Source organism: Streptomyces sp. NPDC007875 (assembly GCF_042868035.1).
GTDB lineage: Bacteria > Actinomycetota > Actinomycetes > Streptomycetales > Streptomycetaceae > Streptomyces > Streptomyces antimycoticus.
This window is the reverse complement of sequence record NZ_JBIADZ010000007.1, coordinates 177,963-197,895: the sequence shown is the minus strand read 5'-3', so window position 1 is coordinate 197,895 and position 19,933 is coordinate 177,963. Positions and strand designations below refer to the sequence as shown.

General features: G+C 72.0%; 16 protein-coding genes. 2 read left to right on the top strand and 14 right to left on the bottom strand.

Going from position 1 to position 19,933, the window contains the following annotated elements; all coding sequences use genetic code 11:
• Positions 1–209: 209 nt before the first annotated feature.
• From ACFYOY_RS16995 to ACFYOY_RS16980, 4 genes are all read right to left on the bottom strand, one after another.
• A complete protein-coding gene (locus ACFYOY_RS16995; RefSeq protein WP_388587758.1) occupies positions 210–2,021 on the bottom strand; it encodes an LCP family protein in 1,812 nt (603 codons plus the stop codon).
• 10 nt (positions 2,022–2,031) lie between these two features.
• Positions 2,032–2,643, bottom strand: coding sequence for a nicotinate-nucleotide adenylyltransferase (gene nadD, locus ACFYOY_RS16990; RefSeq protein ID WP_351882470.1), 612 nt, complete (start codon positions 2,641–2,643; stop codon positions 2,032–2,034).
• A gap of 59 nt (positions 2,644–2,702) precedes the next feature.
• Positions 2,703–2,870 (bottom strand): hypothetical protein, encoded by a 168-nt coding sequence (locus ACFYOY_RS16985; protein ID WP_162953016.1) that lies wholly within the window; start codon positions 2,868–2,870, stop codon positions 2,703–2,705.
• A 98-nt stretch (positions 2,871–2,968) separates the two neighbouring features.
• A complete protein-coding gene (locus ACFYOY_RS16980; protein WP_156107794.1) occupies positions 2,969–3,121 on the bottom strand; it encodes a hypothetical protein in 153 nt (50 codons plus the stop codon).
• Positions 3,122–3,227: 106 nt separating this feature from the next.
• On the opposite strand from ACFYOY_RS16980, the gene ACFYOY_RS16975 reads away from it, so the two are divergent.
• Positions 3,228–4,451: a M48 family metallopeptidase gene (locus ACFYOY_RS16975; RefSeq protein WP_351882468.1), complete on the top strand. Its 1,224-nt coding sequence runs from the start codon at positions 3,228–3,230 to the stop codon at positions 4,449–4,451.
• A 27-nt stretch (positions 4,452–4,478) separates the two neighbouring features.
• Here ACFYOY_RS16975 and ACFYOY_RS16970 read toward each other — a convergent pair whose 3' ends face one another.
• From ACFYOY_RS16970 to proB, 5 genes are all read right to left on the bottom strand, one after another.
• Entirely contained in the window at positions 4,479–5,561 is a 1,083-nt protein-coding gene (locus ACFYOY_RS16970) for a hypothetical protein (RefSeq protein ID WP_351882466.1), read from the bottom strand.
• Positions 5,562–5,677: 116 nt separating this feature from the next.
• Positions 5,678–6,307, bottom strand: coding sequence for a hypothetical protein (locus ACFYOY_RS16965; RefSeq protein WP_351882464.1), 630 nt, complete (start codon positions 6,305–6,307; stop codon positions 5,678–5,680).
• Between the two features lie 106 nt (positions 6,308–6,413).
• The gene (locus ACFYOY_RS16960) at positions 6,414–7,712 is read right to left on the bottom strand and encodes a glutamate-5-semialdehyde dehydrogenase (protein WP_059145724.1); all 1,299 of its coding nucleotides are present in this window, start codon (positions 7,710–7,712) and stop codon (positions 6,414–6,416) included.
• A gap of 91 nt (positions 7,713–7,803) precedes the next feature.
• Complete coding sequence (locus ACFYOY_RS16955) at positions 7,804–8,265, bottom strand: hypothetical protein (protein WP_078641402.1); 462 nt, start codon at positions 8,263–8,265, stop codon at positions 7,804–7,806.
• A gap of 268 nt (positions 8,266–8,533) precedes the next feature.
• A complete protein-coding gene (gene proB, locus ACFYOY_RS16950) occupies positions 8,534–9,685 on the bottom strand; it encodes a glutamate 5-kinase (RefSeq protein WP_351883070.1) in 1,152 nt (383 codons plus the stop codon).
• A 342-nt stretch (positions 9,686–10,027) separates the two neighbouring features.
• Here proB and ACFYOY_RS16945 point away from each other — a divergent pair, with 342 nt between their 5' ends.
• Positions 10,028–12,139 (top strand): hypothetical protein, encoded by a 2,112-nt coding sequence (locus ACFYOY_RS16945; protein ID WP_351882461.1) that lies wholly within the window; start codon positions 10,028–10,030, stop codon positions 12,137–12,139.
• Between the two features lie 180 nt (positions 12,140–12,319).
• Here ACFYOY_RS16945 and obgE read toward each other — a convergent pair whose 3' ends face one another.
• From obgE to ACFYOY_RS16920, 5 genes are all read right to left on the bottom strand, one after another.
• The gene (obgE, locus tag ACFYOY_RS16940; RefSeq protein WP_351882459.1) at positions 12,320–13,753 is read right to left on the bottom strand and encodes a GTPase ObgE; all 1,434 of its coding nucleotides are present in this window, start codon (positions 13,751–13,753) and stop codon (positions 12,320–12,322) included.
• A gap of 139 nt (positions 13,754–13,892) precedes the next feature.
• Complete coding sequence (gene rpmA / locus ACFYOY_RS16935) at positions 13,893–14,150, bottom strand: 50S ribosomal protein L27 (protein ID WP_014060683.1); 258 nt, start codon at positions 14,148–14,150, stop codon at positions 13,893–13,895.
• Positions 14,151–14,164: 14 nt separating this feature from the next.
• Positions 14,165–14,485, bottom strand: a complete 321-nt coding sequence (gene rplU, locus ACFYOY_RS16930) for a 50S ribosomal protein L21 (RefSeq protein ID WP_351882457.1) — start codon at positions 14,483–14,485, stop codon at positions 14,165–14,167.
• A 241-nt stretch (positions 14,486–14,726) separates the two neighbouring features.
• Positions 14,727–18,824 (bottom strand): ribonuclease E/G, encoded by a 4,098-nt coding sequence (locus ACFYOY_RS16925; protein ID WP_388587750.1) that lies wholly within the window; start codon positions 18,822–18,824, stop codon positions 14,727–14,729.
• 222 nt (positions 18,825–19,046) lie between these two features.
• Complete coding sequence (locus tag ACFYOY_RS16920; RefSeq protein ID WP_388587747.1) at positions 19,047–19,823, bottom strand: TIGR03936 family radical SAM-associated protein; 777 nt, start codon at positions 19,821–19,823, stop codon at positions 19,047–19,049.
• Positions 19,824–19,933: the final 110 nt, after the last annotated feature.

Below are 19,933 nucleotides of genomic sequence, written 5' to 3'. Positions count from 1 at the left end.
CGCCCGGCGTGCCCGGCGTGCCCGGCGTGCCCGGCGTGCCCGGCGTGCCCGGCGTGCCCGGCGTGCCCGGCGTGCCCGGCGTGCCCGGCGTGCCCGGCGTGCCCGGGGAGAACGCCGGGAGTACCCCGGGGAACGCCCGGGGCGCCCGGGGGAACGGGGCGCCCGGGGGAACGGGGCGCCCGGGGGAACGGGCCCCCGGGCGGCACGGCTCAGCCCGTGGCGTCGTAGTCCGAGCCGAGGAGGACCGTGATGTCCGCGTTGGCCGCGCCCTTGCCCTTCCGCACCGCCGTCTCCGGCAGCCCGAGCGTCTTGGCGACCTCCTTGGCCTGGCCCGCCTGTGCGGCGTCCGCGTAGGTCACCCGCGAGGCGGACTGCGGCGTACCGCCGCCCTCGGTGGCCGTGACGACCGTGAAGCCGCCATTGACCAGCGCGACCCGCGCGGCACCCGACCCGTCCTTGGGCCCTCCGGCGTTGGTCACGCTGACCCGGGGCGCGGTGTTCTTGTCGGTGTTCTTGACCGTGCCGCCCAGGATGTCCTTGACCACATGGTCGGTCGCCTGGCTGCTGAGCGTCCCGTCCGACTGGACCGGCAGCATGGCGGTGTCGTACGCACCGCTCTTGGCCTGCCCGGCCAGCCTCGCCAGCGACGCGCCGAGCTGCTGCTCGGACAGCGACGGGTCGGGGATCTGCGCCAGCGACTCCACGGTGCTGGTGGCACCCTTCTCATCGCTGGACACCTTCTTCAGCGCCGCCTGCATGACCTGCCCGAACCGCGCGAGCTGTTCGGACTGTGCCTCGCCGGACGCCCGGTAGGTGGCGTACGCCACGGCCGCCTGGCCACTCAGGATCTGGTCTTTGCCCTGCTTGACCAGGGGATCCTCGCCCTTCTGGGGGCTGGGGACGGTCGCGTCGGTGTCGAGGGTGATCCCGCCGACCAGCTCCACGAGGTTCTCCAGATACGGAGTGTCCAGCCGCCAGGTGCCCTGGATCTTCGAACCCAGCAGGGTGCTCAGGGACTCTCGGGTGGAGTCGGAGCCCTCGTCGGTCACCGACTTGCCGAGTGTGGTGGAGGCGCCGTCCTCGGTGGAGACGGACAGCGAGTTCGGCAGCAGGACGGTGGTGCCCTTCTTGGTGGTCTCGTTGTCCACCAGCAGGGCCGTGGAGGTGCCGCCGCCCTTGGTCTCGCGCAGATGGACGACGATCACATCGCGCTTCTGCGGACCGCCCGCGGCCGCCTGGTCCTCGGCGCTGTCGGACAGCCCCGGAAGCTTGCCCGCGTACCAGAGGTAGCCGACACCGCCCGCCGCGGCGATGACCAGGACCACGACGAGCGCGATGACGCGGTTGCGGCCCTTACGGCGGCGCTCGTCACGGCGCTCGGAGCGGGTCTCGGCGAACTTCAGCCAGTCGATGACGTCGTCGGATTCCTCGTCCTCCTCCTCGACGAAGGAGAACTGCTCGGTGTGGTACTCCTCCTCATCGGAATCCGCGGGCCCCCCGGGCCCCCCGGGCCGCTTCGGCTGCGGGGAACGGGGCGCCGCGGACCGGGACTCCTCGGCCGGAGGCGCCTCGGGCCCGCCGCGCAGCTGCTCCGGGCTCAGCTCCTCGTAGGGGTTCGGCTCGCGCTGCGGCGGGACGGCGGCCGGTGGGTGGCCGTAGCCGTAGCCCTGTGGCTGTTGCTGGTGCTGGTGGTACTGCTGCGGCTGCTGTTGGTACTGCTGTTGCTGTTGCTGTTGCTGTTGCTGAGCGTACGGGTCGTAACTCTGCGTCTGGGCGTGCTGCTGCTGGGGCTGGTGATGCTGCGGCTGGGCGTAGGGGTCGTAGCCGTACCCGTCCTGCTGCTGCTGTTGCTCCCCGTACTGTTGCTGCGGCTGTTGCTGGGCGTACGGGTCGTAACTCTGCTGCTGTGCCGTCTGCGGCTGGTAGACGGGACGCCCATAGGCGTCATAGCCGTAGATCTGCGGCTCCTGGCCATACGGGTCCTGTGCGTACGGGTCGTACGGATCCTGCCGGTCGTTCACCGGTACCCCTTCAGCCGTCGTGCCGGTACAGCTCGCGCTTGTCGATGTAGCGCACCACGCCGTCCGGCACCAGGTACCAGACGGGGTCGCCATGAGCGACCCGCGCCCGGCAGTCCGATGACGAGATCGCCAGTGCCGGAACCTCCACCAGCGACACCCCGCCCTCCGGCAGCCCCGGGTCGGCCAGTATGTGCCCTGGTCTGGTCACCCCGATGAAGTGGGCCAGCGAGAAGAGCTCTTCGGCGTCACGCCAGGTGAGGATCTGGGCGAGTGCGTCGGCCCCGGTGATGAAGAACAGATCCGCGTCGCCGTTGAGCGCGCGTAGTTCCCGGAGCGTGTCGGTGGTGTAGGTGGGCCCGCCGCGATCGATGTCGATACGGCTGACCGAGAATTGCGGATTCGACGCGGTCGCGATGACCGTCATCAGATAGCGGTCCTCGGCCGGGGTGACCTTCTTGTGGCTCTTCTGCCAGGGCTGACCGGTGGGCACGAACACCACCTCATCGAGGTGGAACTGCGAGGCCACCTCGCTCGCCGCGACCAGGTGACCGTGGTGGATCGGGTCGAACGTCCCGCCCATCACGCCGAGTCGCCGCTTGCCGGACCCTTTCTGCTCTTCCATGCGTGCAGACCCTACTGGGCCCGGCCCGGAGCCGGGGCCCATAGGGGCAATCGCCCAGCTCAGCGGTCCCGGTTGAAGCGCGTGGTGATCCACAGCAGCAGGAAGAGGATCACCAGGGCCGCACCGCCGGTCATGTAGGGGCTGATGGTCGGGTGGGTGTCGGTGTGCTCACCGCCCTCGGCCGCGAGCGTGGTCAGGGCAGCATGTGCGGTGCTGATAGCGGTCATCGCAGGCAGTACCTATCCGGGTCTAGGCGACACAACACGTCGGCCACATCGTATGCGAGGCGGTTTTCGGTCCTGCTGTCCGTCCTGCTGGTATCCGCTCAGTCCTGCTTGTATCCGCGCAGCAGGAACCAGGCGAGCAGGGCGGCGCCCACCACACCGACCACGATGACGATGCGCAGCAGCGCTCCCGGGCCGTCGTTGCTGTGGGAGGTGGCGGCGAGGGCTTCGGTGAGACCAGTCATATCGGGCATGTCTCCACGCTAACCCTCGGACACTCAGGGCCTAGGCTGGGGGCCGCCGGACGAGGGGCCCGGAACCGGGCGTCCCGTCGAGCGGGCAATCGACCGAGGGGGCCAGATGAGCGACACTCATGAGACCGGCGGCGGAAGCGGGACGGGAGACGCCCGGGAGCATGTGCCCAGCCGGGAGCGGCGGCGGTTCCCCGGGATCTCCTCACGGGCGTACGAACATCCGGCGGACCGCTCCGCGCTGGTCGCGCTGCGCAAGCTGACCGGCTTCGACACGGTCTTCAAGGCGATGAGCGGCCTGCTGCCCGAGCGGAGTCTGCGGCTGCTCTACCTGTCCGATTCGGTGCGGGTCAGCGACCGGCAGTTCGCCCATCTCCACGACATGCTGCGGGATGCCTGCTACATCCTGGACCTGGAGCGGGTCCCGGCCATGTACGTCACCCAGAACCCGCAGCCGACCGCGATGTGCATCGGGATGGACGCGCCGATCATCGTGATCTCCACCGGTCTGGTCGAGCTGCTCGACGAGGAGGAGATGCGGGCGGTCATCGGCCATGAGGTGGGCCATGCGCTGTCGGGACACTCGGTCTACCGGACGATACTGCTGTTCCTCACCAGCCTCGCGCTGAAGGTCGCCTGGATCCCCCTCGGCAATGTGGCGGTGCTGGCGCTGGTGACGGCACTGCGGGAGTGGTTCCGCAAGTCGGAGCTGTCGGCGGACCGGGCGGGGCTGCTGGTCGGACAGGATCTGCGGGCCTCGATGCGCGGGCTGATGAAGCTCGCGGGCGGCCACCACCTCCATGAGATGAACGTGGACGCCTTCCTGGAGCAGGCGGAGGAGTACGAGTCGAGCGGCGATCTGCGGGACTCCGTCCTCAAGATCATGAACATGCTGCCGCGCAGCCATCCGTTCACCACCGTGCGCGCCGCCGAGCTCAAGAAGTGGGCCGCGACCCGTGACTACCAGCGGCTCATGGACGGCCACTACCCGCGTCGCGACGAGGACCGGGACGCCTCGGTCAGCGACTCGTTCCGGGAGTCCGCGACCCACTACGCGGAGTCGGTCCGCAGCAGCAAGGATCCGCTGTTCGCCTTCGTCAGGGATGTGGCGGGCGGCGCCGGGGACCTGGGCAGCAAGCTGCGCGACCGGTTCACCGGCGGCGGGGGCAAGCAGGGCGGGGAGACCCCCGAGGAGGGCACCACGCCCCGGGACGAGCACCAGGACGAGCCTCAGGGCCGGACTGACGGGGCTCAGGACCACCGGCCCGGGGACGGACCGGAAGAGCGGCCGGGGCACGACGACGGGCCCGGGGACACCCCGCCGCAGCGCTGAGACCGGCCGGGGCGGCCCTGGAGGCCCTCAGGACCGCCCGTCGAGGGCGGGCTGGGTTCCGGGGGCCAGGACGCCGCACAGCGAGACCGTGGTGCGGCCCGTGGTGTACGGGTCGGTGCCCGTGGGGGCGTCGCCCTTGGCGCTCTGGCCGGCGAGCATCGGCCGCAGATAGCCGGAGGCGTTCGCGGCACATGCCTGCGGGCCGGCCAGCACGTTGCTCTGCACGAGCTCCAGATGGTGGTCGCGCAGATCGTTCCGGTCGAAGCGGAACCGCGCCTCACGGCGCACCGTGAACAGCGAGGCATGGTCCGGTCCGCGCTCATGGGCCTGCTGGACCGCGTAGACGAAGACGTGGTCGGCGGCGACCTCCAGGGTCGCGGGGCTGCGCTCGACGACCGTAAGGGTGCCGCGGACCCGCACCGGGGTGTCGGCCAAGGTCACCTCGGCCGGGTTGAAGCGGGTCAGCCAGCCGGTGGCCGCATGCCGTCCGTCGTCGACCGGATGGGCGAAGCTCTGGTCGAACTGGGTCTGCTGGGCCGGGTCCAGCAGCAGCCTCACGGCCTGCACCGGGCCGCCGGTGAGCACACCCGGGTCGATGGCGGACTTGACCAGGTACTCCTTGGCGGTGGTGAGCGCCGTCATCACCTGGCTCTCGGAGAAGCTCTGGGTGCGGCGGGCGCCGGGCACCGTGACCCCTTCGGCGCCGGTGCGGAACTCGGCGGCCGGGCTGCTGCGGAACAGCCGGTCCGGCGGCCCTCCGGGCACCTCGCCGCGCGGTGCGAGCGGCACCACGCTGCTGTGCAGCGGCTCCACGGTCTGCGGCTGCGGCGTCTGGTACGGGTGGCGTACCCCCATGTAGACGGCCGCGGCGAAGGCGACGGCGATCAGCAGGACGAGCGCGACGGCCTGGCGTGACGCCCCGGCCCTGGCCCAGGCGTGCCGGCTGCGCACCGCCCGCGCGTGTTCGCCCATGCGCTCCTGGGCGGAGAATTCCTGGAGCCGGGCAGCACGGACGAACGACTCGTCGAATACGACGGAACGGTATTCGTCCTCACCACCTCCCGGGACGCCCTCGGGTGTCCCCTCGGGAGGGTCTCCACGCCCGGCCATATCTCAAGAGTAGGTCGCCAGGGGCGACGGTAAACGCGGTGATACTCCACAACTTGGGAGGCGAGTGGGGAGGAAACGCCCCATACGCCACGACGTGCTAGCGATGCGTGAGGTCGTCACCGCGACGGCGGTACGGCGGAGGCGGGCGAGCCCTTGGACCCGGTCGGCTCCGGGGCGGGCGACTCCGACCCCGACGGCTCCAGGCGCGGCTGTCCGGTGGGCGAGCCGTCGACACCGCTGGTGGCGGGCGGTGGAGCGGGGTCCTGGCGGTTGCCCGAGGCGCCCCGGTAGACGGCCGTGAAGGCCAGGGCGACCACGCCGATGCCCATCAGGATGGCCAGCAGCCAGGCCACCGGGCGGTGCCAGCGGGCATGACCGCGGTAAGGACGCCCCGCGCTCCCGTACCGCCCGTAGGGGCCGTAGGCGTCGTCCGCGTCCCGCCCCGGGCCGAAGCGCCCGTCGGGGTCGTCCACGCCGTAGAACTCGGCCTCCTGGCCGTAGCCGTCCTCGAAGAGCTCGTCCTCGGGAGGCACACCGGCCCTGCGGCTCCGGGACGCCTCGGCCTCGGCACGGGCCTCGGCGGCGGCCAGCATCCGCTCGATGGCGGTGGGCTCATGGATCGGGGCCGACCGCACGAAGTCCTCGTCGAAGACCACGGCGGCGAACTCGTCGTTCGTCTCGCCGTGGCTGCGCTCGTCGGGCTCGTCGCCGTCCGGGAACGGCTTGCCCCCCACGTCGTCCGGCACCCATTCAGAGTAGACCGGACGGGTCATTTTGGGCAGGGTGAAATGGTATTCGGGGGAAGATCCACCCCAGCGCCGCCGGGAATCGGGTACCCCCCGAACGGGTGAGTCAGCGGGTGTGGCCGTCGCCGGTGACGATGTACTTCGTCGATGTCAGCTCGGGCAGGGCCATGGGGCCCCTGGCATGCAGCTTCTGGGTCGAGATGCCGATCTCGGCGCCGAAGCCGAACTGCCCGCCGTCGGTGAACCGCGTGGAGGCGTTCACGGCGACCGTGGTGGAGTCCACCAGCTGGGTGAAGCGGCGGGCGGCCTGCTGGGAGGACGTGACGATGGCCTCGGTATGCCCGGAGGACCACAGGCGGATGTGGCTCACCGCGGCGTCCAGGGAGTCCACGACGCCCGCCGCGATGTCGTACGAGAGGTACTCGGTCTCCCAGTCCTCGATCACCGCCGGGACCACCGTGGCCTTGGAGCCCTCCGCGAGCGCCATGACGCGCTCGTCCGCGTGGACCGTGACCCCGGCCTCGGCCAGCGCCTCAAGGGCGCGGGGCAGGAACCGGGGGGCGATGTCCTGGTGCACCAGCAGCGTCTCCGCCGCGTTGCACACGCTCGGCCGCTGGGCCTTGGAGTTCACCAGGATCTCGACCGCCATGTCGAGGTCGGCGTCGGCGTCCACGTACACATGGCAGTTGCCGGTGCCGGTCTCGATGACCGGGACCGTGGACTCCTCGACGACCGTACGGATGAGGGACGCGCCGCCGCGCGGGATCAGCACGTCCACCAGGCCGCGGGCGCGCATCAGCTCGCGCACCGACTCCCGGCTCTCGCCCGGCACCAACTGCACCGCGTCCGCGGGCAGCCCCGCCCCGCCGACGGCGTCGCGCAGGACCTTCACCAGCGCGGCGTTGGAGTGGGACGCCGACGAGGAGCCACGCAGCAGCACCGCGTTGCCCGACTTCAGGCACAGCGCCGCGGCGTCCACCGTCACGTTCGGCCGGGCCTCGTAGATGATCCCGACGACGCCGAGCGGAACGCGCACCTGGCGCAGGTCGATCCCGTTGGGCAGCGTGGAGCCGCGCACCACCTCGCCGACCGGGTCGGGCAGCGCGATCACATCGCGGACATCGGAGGCGATGGCCCGCACCCGCTCGGGGGTGAGCGTCAGCCGGTCCACGATGGCGTCGCTGGTGCCGGCCTCGCGGGCCCGCTCCACATCGGCCGCGTTGGCCTCGACGATCTCCTTGGTGCGCACCTCCAGCGCGTCGGCCATCGCGAGCAGCGCGTCGTCCTTGACGGCGCGCGGCAGCGGCGCGAGATCGGCGGCAGCGGCCCGGGACCGGTAGGCGGCCTGGAGGACCGGAGACTTCGGCCAGGGGTCGGTGAGCGGCGACGTGGGTGCGCTGGTCATGCACGAAGCGTACTGAGCCGACGGGCGGAAGCCGCGCGCTATTCCGCAGTTCGAGATGGCCTTCTCATATCCCGGCGCCGCACATCCGTCCTCAGAACGGATGCACGCCCACCGGGGAGGCCGGTGGCGGCCCGTACCCCTCCGCGACCCGCTGGTGGTACGTATCACGGTCGATGACCTCGAGCCCCACGATCTCCCAGGGCGGCAGCTTGGCCGAGGCCCGGTGCTCGCCCCACAGCCGCAGCGCGACCGCCGCGGCGTCGTGCAGATCACGGGCCTCTTCCCAGTAGCGGATCTCGGCGTGATCGACCGCATAGCGGCTGGTCAGCAGGAACGGATGGTCATGGGCCAACTGCTCCAGGGCCCTGCGGACCTCCCGCAGCGGCGCCTCGCTCCCCGAGACGCTGAGGGTGATGTACCACAGCCGGGACGCCTCGCCGCGCTCGGCGGCGTGCGCCATGGCGTCGCCGGTCGCGGCGTCACCCGCTCCGACACTGGTCAGGGTGCGCTCCGCCGCCCCTCTGGGCGACGCCCCCGGGCGCCCTCGTCTCACCGGCGGCCTCCTGTAACTCGCTGCTCCGCTCACGCGCGGGCGGAGCACTCGTGACGGTGCCATGGTCGCGGCGTTCCGCTCCGTCTCCGCCGCGTCTCCCACAGCCGGCGCGCTGCCCCGCGCGACCCCGTTGAACAAAGTTGACCAGCCCTCGCCCGCCCGCGGGGCGCTTTTGAGGTTTTTCGGAGGTGGGTGTTTTCGCGGGCTCGGGCTCCCCCGGCCACCGCCAAGAGGCGCCCCGCCGGGGCGCTCGGGCCGCCGGAGCGGCTCAGTCCAGGACGACGAGGTCGTCCCGGTGGACCACCTCGCGCTCGTAGGCCGGGCCGAGCTCCCGGGCCAGGTCCCGGGTCGAGCGGCCGATCAGCTGGGGAATCTCCTTGGCGTCGAAGTTCACCAGCCCACGGGCCACGGGGCGGCCCTGGGTGTCCCGCAGCTCGACCGGGTCACCGGCGGTGAATTCGCCCTCCACGGCCGCGATCCCGGCCGGCAGCAGCGAGGTGCGCCGCTCCACGACGGCCCGTACCGCGCCGTCGTCCAGGGTCAGGGCGCCACGCGGCGCGGAGGCGTGGGCGAGCCACAGCAGCCGGTTCGCGGAGCGGCGGCCGGTGCGGTGGAAGAACGTGCCCGTATGGCGGCCGAGCAGGGCGTCACCGGCCCGGCTGGCGGAGGTGAGCACCACCGGGACCCCGGCCGCGGTGGCGATCCGGGCCGCCTCGACCTTGGTGACCATGCCGCCGGTGCCCACCCCGGAGCGGCCCGCGCTGCCGATGGAGACGCCGTCCAGGTCCTCAGGCCCCCGGACCTCGTCGATCCGGGAGGTGCCGGGGGTCCTCGGGTCCCCGTCGTACAGACCGTCCACATCGGAGAGCAGCACCAGCAGATCCGCCCGTACGAGATGGGCGACCAGGGCCGCGAGCCGGTCGTTGTCGCCGAACCGGATCTCGTCCGTGGCCACCGTGTCGTTCTCGTTGACGATCGGCAGCGCGCCCATGGCCAGCAGCTGATCCAGGGTGCGAGTGGCGTTGCGGTAGTGGGCGCGGCGGCTGGTGTCGTCCGTGGTGAGCAGCACCTGGCCGACCCGGCGCCCGTAGCGGGCGAAGGAGGCGGTGTAGCGGGCCACCAGGAGCCCCTGTCCGACGCTCGCGGCCGCCTGCTGGCGGGCGAGGTCGCGGGGGCGCCGGTCCAGGCCCAGTGGCGCCAGTCCGGCGGCGATGGCGCCGGAGGAGACCAGCACTATCTCCTTGCCGTTCGCGCCGCCCTTGCCGTCGCCGTCCCTGCCGCCGTCGCTCTTACCGTCGCCGTCGAGCACCTTGGCCAGCACGTCGACCAGCGCGTCCACTCGGTCCGCGTCCAGGCCCCCCGCCGCGGTGGTGAGGGAGGACGAACCGATCTTGACCACGATCCTCCGGGCGGCGGCCACCTCGTCCCGTACGGCCGCCCCGTCCTGCTCCGCCACGCCGCTCCCCTGCTCGTCCCCGGCTCACCACACGTCCCGAAGAAACGCATGCCCTACACACTCATCATGACAAGTGGGCAATCTACGACAGACGAGGCCCGGCCCGCCTCGGCATTTCAGCCCCCGGACACCATCCGCGCGCACCGCCTTACGCACCGACGCGAGCACCCCGCGGGTCCCCTCGGGTGACCATTGACACCGATTGCGACCGGTTGGCACCGGCGCGGATTGTCACCGGGCGGGGCGTCGGCATACGGTCAGGGGTCTCCCCGTCAGTCCCTCGCCCTCCTGCCAGGAGCCCACCCCGTGCCCTCTGCCGGAATCGCCCCACGCCGGGTCGTACAGCTGACGGCGCTGCTCGCGATGCTCGTGTTCTTTGCCACACAGCTCGTCGGCGCCGTGCTTCCGAACGTACCGCTTTTCATCGCCGCCTCGGCGTGCGGTCTCGCGCTCGATCTCTTCCTTCAGCACAAGCAGCCCGGTCTGCTGTCGCTGCTGGGCAAGATCCGCCTTGACGTCACGGTGCGCCAGCTGTTCCGCGACATGCTCATCATGGTCGGGCTGCTGCGCATCGAGGGCATCAATCCCCTGCATGAGCAGGCACCCCTGACCGTGGGACTGCTGCTGTTCTACCTGGTGCACTTCGCCTGCCAGGCGGCGGCCATCCTGGTCCGCCGGAGTCGGCAGCTGCCGTTCGTCACGCGCAACATCGACGCGTCCGCGCTGCGCCTGAGCGAGGCCCCGCCGCGGCTGTTCGCCCGTCAGCACGGGCGCCGTCTGCTGCGGCTGGCCGCGCCGGCCACCGCCGGTCTGCTGGTCACCGCCGGCACCAAGGACGCCGTTTGGGGCGGTGTCGGTCTGGTGATCGCGCTGCTGATCGGCATCGGCGGCACGGCACACCTATCCACCTGGCTGCTGCCGCGCAAGCGCGTGGCGAACGAGGCCGCCGCCCTGCGGTGGCTCGACAAGTGGCTGGCCGACTACCAGCCGACCGTGGGCATGTACTTCTCCGGCGGCAACTCCTCGGCCTACCAGGCGAACATGTGGCTCTCCACGCTCGCCGCGCTCGACGGCAAGCCGATCATCGTGCTCCGTGAACGGTTCATGGTGCAGAAGATCGACGCGACGGACGTGCCGGTCGTCTGCCTCCCCAAGGTCGCGCATCTGATGCGTCTGGAGCACTCGACGCTCAAGGTGCTGCTGCACCCGGCCAACTCCGGCAAGACCTCGCAGGTGCTGCGCATCCCCTCGATCAAGCACGCGTTCATCAACCACGGCGAGAGCGACAAGCTCTCCAGCTGCAACCCGTACGCCAAGGCGTACGACGAGGTGTGGGTCGCGGGTGCGGCGGCGCGCGAGCGCTACCAGCTCGCCGACATCGGCGTCGAGGACAAGGACGTCGTGGAGGTCGGCCGGCCGCAGCTGGCCCCCATCCGCCCCTACGCGGGCGTGCCCACCGGCGCCCTCGGCGGAGCCGGTACGGAACACTTCACCACCGTGCTGTACGCGCCGACCTGGGAGGGCTGGGACGGCAACCCCGGCAACACCTCGGTGATCCTGGCCGGTGAGAACATCGTCCGCGAGCTGCTCACCGACCCCAAGGTGCGCCTGCTGTACAAGCCGCATCCGATGACCGGCTCGGTGGACCCGCGCGCGGGTCGCGCCAACGACCGCATCCGGGCGATGATCGCCGAGGCCAACACCAAGCGCACCGGCGACCGCCCCGGCCCGGAGGCCGCCGCCGAACTGGCCCGGTGCGCCGATGAGCTCAACCGGCTCACCAGCACCGCCTTCCGCCCCAGCGCGGACGAGATCGAGCGCATGAAGCTCCAGGGGGCCCCGGACGGCGACCGCGCGGCGGCCGTCGCCGCGGCCACGACCGCCTGGGAGAGCGCCTATTGGGCCTCGCTGCCGGTCTGGGAGCACCAGATCGTCACCGGTCCGCGGCCGGCGATCTTCACCTGCTTCAACCAGGCCGACGTGCTGATCAGCGATGTCTCCAGCGTGGTCTCGGACTACCTGACGAGCGAGAAGCCGTACGCGGTGGCGAACACCAGCGGTATGACGGAGGAGGAGTTCCGGGCGGGCTTCCCGACGGTGCGCGCCGCCACGATCCTCTCGCCGGAGGCCGAGGGCGTGGCCGGACTGCTGGAAGCCGTCCGCGACCCCGAGAAGGACACCCTGGCGGCCGCCCGCGCCGAGCTGAAGGTGCATCTGCTCGGCCCGTCCGACCCGCCGTCACTGGTGCGCTTCAACCAGGCCACGCAGGAGCTGTGCGACAAGGCCGACGAGCGCCGGGCCCGGATGGCCACCCGGCTGTCCGACGAGATCCCCTCGCAGCGTGAGGCCCGGGACGCGGCGGAGGAGATGGAGCTGGAGTCCGGCTCGCCGGAGCCGGAGGAGACCGCGACGGTCTGAGACCGGCCGTACGCGCGGCTGAGCGCGACTGCCGAGAGCCATGACGAAGGGCCCGGGAGATCCCTCCCGGGCCCTTCGTCATGCCACCTGCCGGGCGGCGCGCAGACGCCCGCTCAGGGCCCATAGGGGGGCCAGGGGGCGGCTACGCACCCCGCGGCCGCCCGACACGGCCGGCCACCCTCAGAACGGCTTGAACGCGTCGTACTCCTGCTCCGCCTCGTCCCGCTCGACATCCCGCTCACGCCGCCGCTGCGCGGCCGGACGCGGGGCGTCGAAGCGGTGATCCTCGCCGCGGCGGCCCAGCATCTCGGCGCCGGTCGCGAGGCTCGGCTCCCAGTCGAAGACCACCGCGTCGTCCGCGGGGCCGATGACGACCTCGTCGCCCGAGTGGGCGCCCGCCTTCATCAGCTCCTCTTCGACGCCGAGGCGGGCCAGGCGGTCGGCGAGGTAGCCGACGGCCTCGTCGTTGGCGAAGTCGGTCTGGCGGACCCAGCGTTCGGGCTTCTCGCCCAGCACGCGGTAGAAGCCCTCCTCGGCGACGACCGAGAAGCCCGCGTCGTCCACGGCCTTCGGCCGGATGACGATCCGGGTCGCCTCCTCCTGCGGCTTGGCCGCCCGCGCCTCCGCGACGATCTGCGCCAGGGCGAAGGACAGTTCCTTGAGGCCGAGATGGGCGACCGCCGAGACCTCGAGGACCTGGTAGCCGCGGGCCTCCAGGTCGGGCCGGATGATGTCGGCGAGGTCCTGGCCGTCGGGGATGTCGACCTTGTTGAGCACGACGACCCGCGGCCGGTCGTCCAGACCGCCGTACTGGGCCAGCTCCGCCTCGATGACATCGAGGTCGGTCAGCGGATCGCGCTCGGACTCCAGGGCCGCGGTGTCCAGCACGTGCACCAGCACCGAGCAGCGCTCGACATGGCGCAGGAACTCCAGGCCCAGGCCCTTGCCCTGGCTGGCGCCGGGGATCAGGCCGGGGACGTCCGCGATGGTGTAGACGGTCGAACCGGCCGTGACCACACCGAGGTTGGGCACGAGCGTGGTGAACGGATAGTCGGCGATCTTCGGCTTGGCCGCGGAAAGCACCGAGATCAGCGATGACTTGCCGGCGCTCGGGTAGCCGACGAGGGCCACGTCCGCGACGGTCTTGAGCTCGAGGACGACGTCCCCGGAGTGCCCCGGCTCACCCAGCAGCGCGAAGCCGGGGGCCTTGCGGCGGGCCGAGGCGAGCGCGGCGTTGCCGAGGCCGCCGCGACCGCCCTGGGCGGCGATGTAGGTGGTGCCCTGCCCGATCAGGTCGGCCAGGACGTTGCCCTGCTTGTCGAGGACGACGGTGCCGTCCGGGACCGGCAGGATCAGGTCGGTGCCGTCCTTACCGGAGCGGTTCCCGCCCTCGCCGGGCTTGCCGTTGGTGGCCTTGCGGTGGGGGCTGTGGTGGTAGTCGAGGAGCGTGGTGACGGACTGGTCCACGACCAGGATCACATCGCCGCCACGGCCGCCGTTGCCCCCATCCGGCCCCCCGAGCGGCTTGAACTTCTCGCGGTGCACGGAGGCGCAGCCGTGGCCCCCGTTACCCGCGGCGACGTGCAGTTCGACGCGGTCCACGAAGGTGGTCATGACGGGTGCCTCCAGTTAATGCAGATTCAGGGGTGTTCTGATGTGCCTCACGCTCGTAACGCGCCGAGGGCGGACCCGCTTCCCGTCACGGGAAGAGCGGTCCGCCCTCGGAAAGGCTGTGCGATATCGCCCGGGCTGATTACTCAGCGACGGGGACGATGTTCACGACCTTGCGGCCCCGGCTGGTGCCGAACTGCACCGCACCGGCGGCCAGCGCGAACAGCGTGTCATCGCCGCCGCGGCCGACACCCGTGCCCGGGTGGAAGTGCGTGCCGCGCTGGCGGACCAGGATCTCGCCCGCGTTGACGGTCTGGCCGCCGAAGCGCTTGACGCCGAGCCGCTGGGCGTTGGAGTCGCGACCGTTCCGAGTGGACGATGCGCCCTTCTTGTGTGCCATCTCTCCTCAGTCCCTTACTTCGCAGCCGAGTCGATGCCGGTGATCTTCAGCGCGGTGTGCAGCTGGCGGTGGCCGATCCGCTTCCGGTAACCGGTCTTGTTCTTGTACTTCAGGATGTCGATCTTGTCACCCTTGTGGTGATCAACGACCTCGGCGTGAACCCTCACGCCGGCCAGCACCCACGGGTCGCTGGTGACGGCATCGCCGTCGACAACGAGCAGAGTCGAGAGCTCGACGGTGTCGCCGACCTTGTTGTTGGCCAGACGGTCGACCTCGATGACATCGCCCACGGCCACCTTCTGCTGGCGGCCGCCGGTGCGCACGATTGCGTACACGCGGTTCTCACTCTCTCGCTAAAAATCGGGACCTCTGATGCCAGCCGCCCAACACGGCCCACGGGGGTCGTGACAACCGAGTGATTCATGCGATTCACCATCGGCCGAACGGCCTCTTCCGGCGAAGCGGAAGGGATGTGCTCAGGGGTTTGGCGTATAGACGCCGAAGGTTAAGGCTACCAGAGCCCGGAGGGGCACCCTGCCACGTGGCGGGGTGCCCCCGGTCGGCCGGATGGCCGGGTCAGTCGTCAGCGGCGGCCGAGACCGACTGCGGAGTCTGCTGCTCCGCAGCCGCGGTCTTCTTGGTCGCCGCCTTCTTGGCGGTCGTCTTCTTCGCCGTGGTCTTCTTGGCCGCCGTCTTCTTCGCCGCCGTCTTCTTCTCGGCGGTCTTCTTCTCGGCGGTCTTCTTGGCGGGGGCCTTCTTGGCGGCCTTACGGGCGGTCTTCTTCGCCGGCGCCTCGGACTCGGCCTCGCCCTCGGGCGCCGCCTCCGCCTTCGGCTCGGGCTCCGACTCCGCCGAGGACGCGCTCACGACCACCACGGCCGCCTCCTCGGAGCCCGTCGGCGAGCCCGCGGGGGCGGTCACCTTACGGGTCACCCGACGGCGCGTACGCGGCGCGGGAACGGCCTCCAGCGGGGCCGCGGACTCCGGCTCCTCGACGGGAGCGGGGGCCTCGGCGACCGCCTCCGGCTCCGCCTTGGGTGCCTCCTTGGGCTCGTCGGCCACCACGACCACCGAGCCCTCCGGCTCCTTGGCGGCCTTCGGGGCGCCCGCCGGAGCGGACGCCTTACGGGTGGCACGGCGGCGCGTACGCCCACGGGTCGCGGCGGCCTCGGCCTCCGCGGCGCTGCTGTACAGCTCCTCGTCGGCCGCGAAGACCGGCTCGGGCTCCGGCTTCGGCTGGGTGGCCTCCGCCGCGATCTCGGCCGCCGCCTCGGTGACGTCCTCCGGCTCGGCCTCGGCCACGGTGGCCTGCTCCTGCTCGGCCGGCTGCTGGGCGGCACCGGCCGACTTCTTCTTCTTGCGCTTGCCGCCACCGCCGCCGGCGGCCGACGCCTGCTCCATGTGGACGATCACGCCACGGCCGTTGCAGTGCACACACGACTCGGAGAAGGACTCCAGCAGCCCCTGGCCGACCCGCTTACGGGTCATCTGGACCAGGCCGAGCGAGGTGACCTCCGCCACCTGGTGCTTCGTACGGTCCCGGCCCAGGCACTCCAGCAGCCTGCGCAGCACCAGATCCCGGTTGGACTCCAGCACCATGTCGATGAAGTCGATCACAATGATGCCGCCGAGGTCGCGCAGCCGCAGCTGGCGCACGATCTCCTCGGCCGCCTCCAGGTTGTTCCTGGTGACCGTCTCCTCCAGGTTGCCGCCCTGGCCGGTGAACTTGCCGGTGTTGACGTCGATGACGACCATCGCCTCGGTCCGGTCGATCACCAGCGAGCCGCCGCTGGGCAGCCAGACCTTGCGGTCCAGCGCCTTCATCAGCTGCTCGTCGATCCGGTAGGTGGCGAAGACATCGACGTCCGAGGTCCACTTCTGGAGCCGGTCCGCGAGGTCGGGCGCCACATGCGAGACATAGCCGTGGATGGTCTCCCAGGCGTCGTCACCGCTGACGATGACCTTGGAGAAGTCCTCGTTGAAGATGTCGCGGACGACCCGGACGGTCATGTCGGGCTCGCCGTAGAGCAGCGACGGGGCGTTACCGCTCTTCGACTTCTTCTTGATCTCTTCCCACTGCGCCTGCAGCCGGGCGACGTCCCGGGACAGTTCGTCCTCGCTCGCGCCCTCGGCGGCGGTGCGGACGATCACGCCCGCGTCCTCGGGGACGATCTTCTTGAGGATCTGCTTCAGCCGCGCCCGCTCGGTGTCGGGCAGCTTGCGGCTGATGCCGGTCATCGAGCCCTCGGGCACATAGACCAGATAGCGGCCCGGGAGGGAGACCTGGCTGGTCAGCCGGGCGCCCTTGTGGCCGATCGGGTCCTTGGTGACCTGCACCAGGACGGACTGGCCGGACTTCAGGGCGGTCTCGATGCGGCGCGGCCCGTTGGAGAGCCCCAGCGCCTCGAAGTTCACCTCGCCCGCGTACAGCACGGCGTTGCGGCCCTTGCCGATGTCGACGAAGGCGGCCTCCATCGACGGCAGCACGTTCTGGACCTTGCCCAGATAGACGTTGCCGACGTAGCTGGTCGCCTGCTCCTTGTTCACGAAGTGCTCGACGAGGACGTTGTCCTCCAGCACGCCGATCTGGGTACGGTCGCCGTTCTGCCGGACGACCATGACCCGCTCGACCGCCTCGCGGCGGGCCAGGAACTCGGCCTCGGTGATGATCGGAACGCGGCGGCGGCCCTGCTCACGGCCCTCGCGACGGCGCTGCTTCTTGGCCTCGAGACGGGTCGATCCCTTGATCGACTGCACCTCGTCGGCGCCGGACTCGGATTCCTTGCCGCGCCGCTCACGGGGCTCCCGGGGCTCGCGGACCTTGACGACCGTACGCTCCGGGTCGTCACCGCCCGCCTCCGCCTCGACCGCGTCGCCGCTGCGACGGCGGCGCCGACGGCGACGACGGCTGCTGGTGCTGCCGGAGCCGCCGTGCTCACCGGTCTCGGCGTCCGCCTCGTCCCGGCCCTCGCCCTGCTCCTCGGCGCTCTCGCCCTCGGCGGACGGCTCATCCTCGTACCGCTCGGCCTCGGCCTCGGCCTCGGAGCGCCCCTCGGCGCCCTCGCCCTCGGCGGCCTCACCCCGACGGCGTCGCCGTCCGCCACGGCGGCGACGACGGGCCGGACGGTCGCCCTGCTCCTCATCGCCGTGCTCGCCCTCGGGCTGACCGGACTCGGCCTCGACGGCCTCGGTCTCCTCGGCCTCCGGCTGCTCCTCGGCGGGCTCACCGCCACGGCGGCGGCGCCGACGGCGGCCGGTGGCCACCTCGGGCTCGGCGACCTCGGTGGTCTCCTCGGCCGTCGGCTGCTCCTCTTCCTCCTCCTCGGTCTCCTCCAGCGCGGCGGCGGCCTCGGCGGCGGCGCTCTCCGGCGTCTGGAAGACCGGCTCGGTGAAGACCGGCGCCTGGAACACGGCCGTCGGCGGGCGGACCGCCCGGCGCCGCGAACGGGGCGCGGGCTCCGACTCGGCCTCGGCGGCCGGGGCCTCGGCCTCGGCGGTCTGCGGCTCCGGAGCGCTGCTCGGCTCCTCGGCGGCGGTGCCTCGGGTGGCACGGCGGCGGGTGCGGCCACGCGGCGCTTCCTCGGCCTGCGTACCGGCGGGCTCCTCGGCGCTCTCGCCCCGCTGCTCGGCGGCGGGCTCCTCGGCGCCCTCGGCCTCCGCGGGCGTTCCGGCGGGGGCGGTGGCCTTACGGCTCGCACGGCGACGGGTACGGGCGGGCGCCGGGGGCACGGTCTCCGCCTCGGCCTGGGCGGCCTCCTCCGGCTCCGTCGGCTCCACGGCCTCCGCCTCCGCGGGCGCACCCGCCGGAGCGGTGGTCTTACGGGTCGCACGACGACGCGCACGAGTACGCGGCGCCTCGTCGGCCGGGGCCTCATCGGCCGGGGCATCGGCTGCGACTGCGGCTGGGGCCGTGGCCTCGTCACCACTGCCACCAGCGGCCGCCGCAGACGACGCGTCCGCGTCGGCGGCCTCCGCCTGCGGCGGGCCCGCGGGGGCCGTGGCCTTACGGCTCGCACGACGGCGCGTACGGGCAGGGGTCGCGGGCGCGGTCTCCGCCTCGGCCTCCGGAGCCGCCGCCGGCTCCCCGGCCTGCTCAGGCTCTGCGGCCTGCTCCGGCGCCGCGGCCTCCGCGGGCGCACCCGCCGGAGCGGTCGCCTTACGGGTCGCACGGCGACGCGTACGGGCGGGCGGAGCGGCCTCGGGGGCGACCTCCGCCACGGGCTCGGCGGCGGCCTGGGTCTCCTCGCCGGCACGGCCGGCATCGGCCGTCACCACGGTCTCCGCGGCCTCCGGCGAACCCGCCGGAGCCGTCGCCTTACGCGCCACCCGACGCCGCGCACGGGCGGGCGGAACGGCGGATTCGGTGTCGGACCCGGATACGGATCCACTCGCGGTGACCACGGCGGCACCGGCGGCGACGGGCTCGGAAGCGGCCTCGGACGCGGCGATGGCAGCGATCTGATCAGCCGGTATGGCCGGCGATGAGGGCGTGGTGACCTCGGCGCCGCTCACCCCGCCGACCGGCGGGCCGGCCGGGCGGGAGGCCGCACGGCGGCGGCGCGGCGGCAGGGTGTCGCTGGGCGTGCTCTCGATGGGATCCCCGGGCGCCGCGGCACGCGGCGCGGACGGCCCAAGGGGCTGGACAGGTTGGGTCGGCTCAATTGGTTCGAGCATGCGGGCGTTTCTCCCGTCACGCTCCCGGGCGCCGCGCCTGCCTCCGGCCGGCAACCCGCGCACTGTGCGCGTGTGCCGCCGCCCGGGGCGCGGTCGCCGCACGGGAGCTGTCGTCTCGCTCACCGGGACCGAATGTGTCGGGACCGGCGAAAGTCTCCTGGTCAGTGCGCCAGCCGGACCCGGGTGGCTCCCAAGTGCATCGGCGGCGCATCGACGGCGGCCCTACGCGGAACCTCCCGGCGCCATCGCGGCGGTCAGCTCGGCGGCCGTGGTTGGGGCGGCCTGAACTGCCTCGCGATCGGGCGCGAGCGGGTCGGTCACCGTGCCGGACTCCTCATCGAGCAGCCCCTGCGCCAGCCTGGTCACCGCTGCGGGGACCGGCGGCGCCAGGTCGGCCGTAGCGCGGAGACCGGACAGGACGTCGTCGGGTCGCACGGCAGGTGTCAGATGCCGTACCACCAGCCGCAGTATCGCACAGCCACCGTCTCCGGGCCTATCGGCCCGAGGCGGAAGCACCTCCAGCCGGGCCACCGCCGCACGGGCGTCGAAGGTTCGCAACCCGTTTTTCGTCCGGCGCTCCACCTCGACCGTGTCGGCCTCGAGGAAGGCGGCGGCGGCACGCTCGGCGTCCGTCCGGGCGACCCGGTCGAGCCGGATCTCCCATACGGACGCCTGCAGCCGGTCGGCGAGCCCCGACGTGCGGGCCTCCACGGACTCGATCACGTCGAGCCCCGCGGGCAGCGACTCGTTGAGCAGCGCCCGGAGGTTCTCGGGGTCGCGCGCCTCGGTCAGCTGGATCTCCAGGTACTCCGCCTCGCTGCCGGTGCCGGTGGGTGCGGCATTGGCGTAGGACACCTTCGGATGCGGGGTGAAGCCCGCCGAGTAGGCCATCGGCACCTCGGCGCGGCGCAGCGCCCGCTCAAAGGCGCGCTGGAAGTCGCGGTGGCTGGTGAACCGGAGGCGGCCGCGCTTGGTGTAACGCAAACGGATGCGCTGCACCGCGGGAGCGGGCGGCGGGCCTTCGGGCTGTCGCTTGCCCAGGGGACTGTCTCCTTGTACTTCCTTGCGGTCGAGCACCAGGGCCGCGGGGCCCCGGTCTCTTCCAGCCT

Excerpts from the sequence above, each read along its gene's own strand:
- nadD (WP_351882470.1), bottom strand. The coding sequence starts at position 2,643 with ATGGAAGAGCAGAAAGGGTCCGGCAAGCGGCGACTCGGCGTGATGGGC.
- ACFYOY_RS16985 (WP_162953016.1), bottom strand. The coding sequence starts at position 2,870 with ATGACCGCTATCAGCACCGCACATGCTGCCCTGACCACGCTCGCGGCC.
- ACFYOY_RS16980 (WP_156107794.1), bottom strand. The coding sequence starts at position 3,121 with ATGCCCGATATGACTGGTCTCACCGAAGCCCTCGCCGCCACCTCCCAC.
- ACFYOY_RS16975 (WP_351882468.1), top strand. The coding sequence starts at position 3,228 with ATGAGCGACACTCATGAGACCGGCGGCGGAAGCGGGACGGGAGACGCC.
- ACFYOY_RS16970 (WP_351882466.1), bottom strand. The coding sequence starts at position 5,561 with ATGGCCGGGCGTGGAGACCCTCCCGAGGGGACACCCGAGGGCGTCCCG.
- ACFYOY_RS16960 (WP_059145724.1), bottom strand. The coding sequence starts at position 7,712 with ATGACCAGCGCACCCACGTCGCCGCTCACCGACCCCTGGCCGAAGTCT.
- obgE (WP_351882459.1), bottom strand. The coding sequence starts at position 13,753 with ATGACCACCTTCGTGGACCGCGTCGAACTGCACGTCGCCGCGGGTAAC.
- rpmA (WP_014060683.1), bottom strand. The coding sequence starts at position 14,150 with ATGGCACACAAGAAGGGCGCATCGTCCACTCGGAACGGTCGCGACTCC.
- ACFYOY_RS16925 (WP_388587750.1), bottom strand. The coding sequence starts at position 18,824 with ATGCTCGAACCAATTGAGCCGACCCAACCTGTCCAGCCCCTTGGGCCG.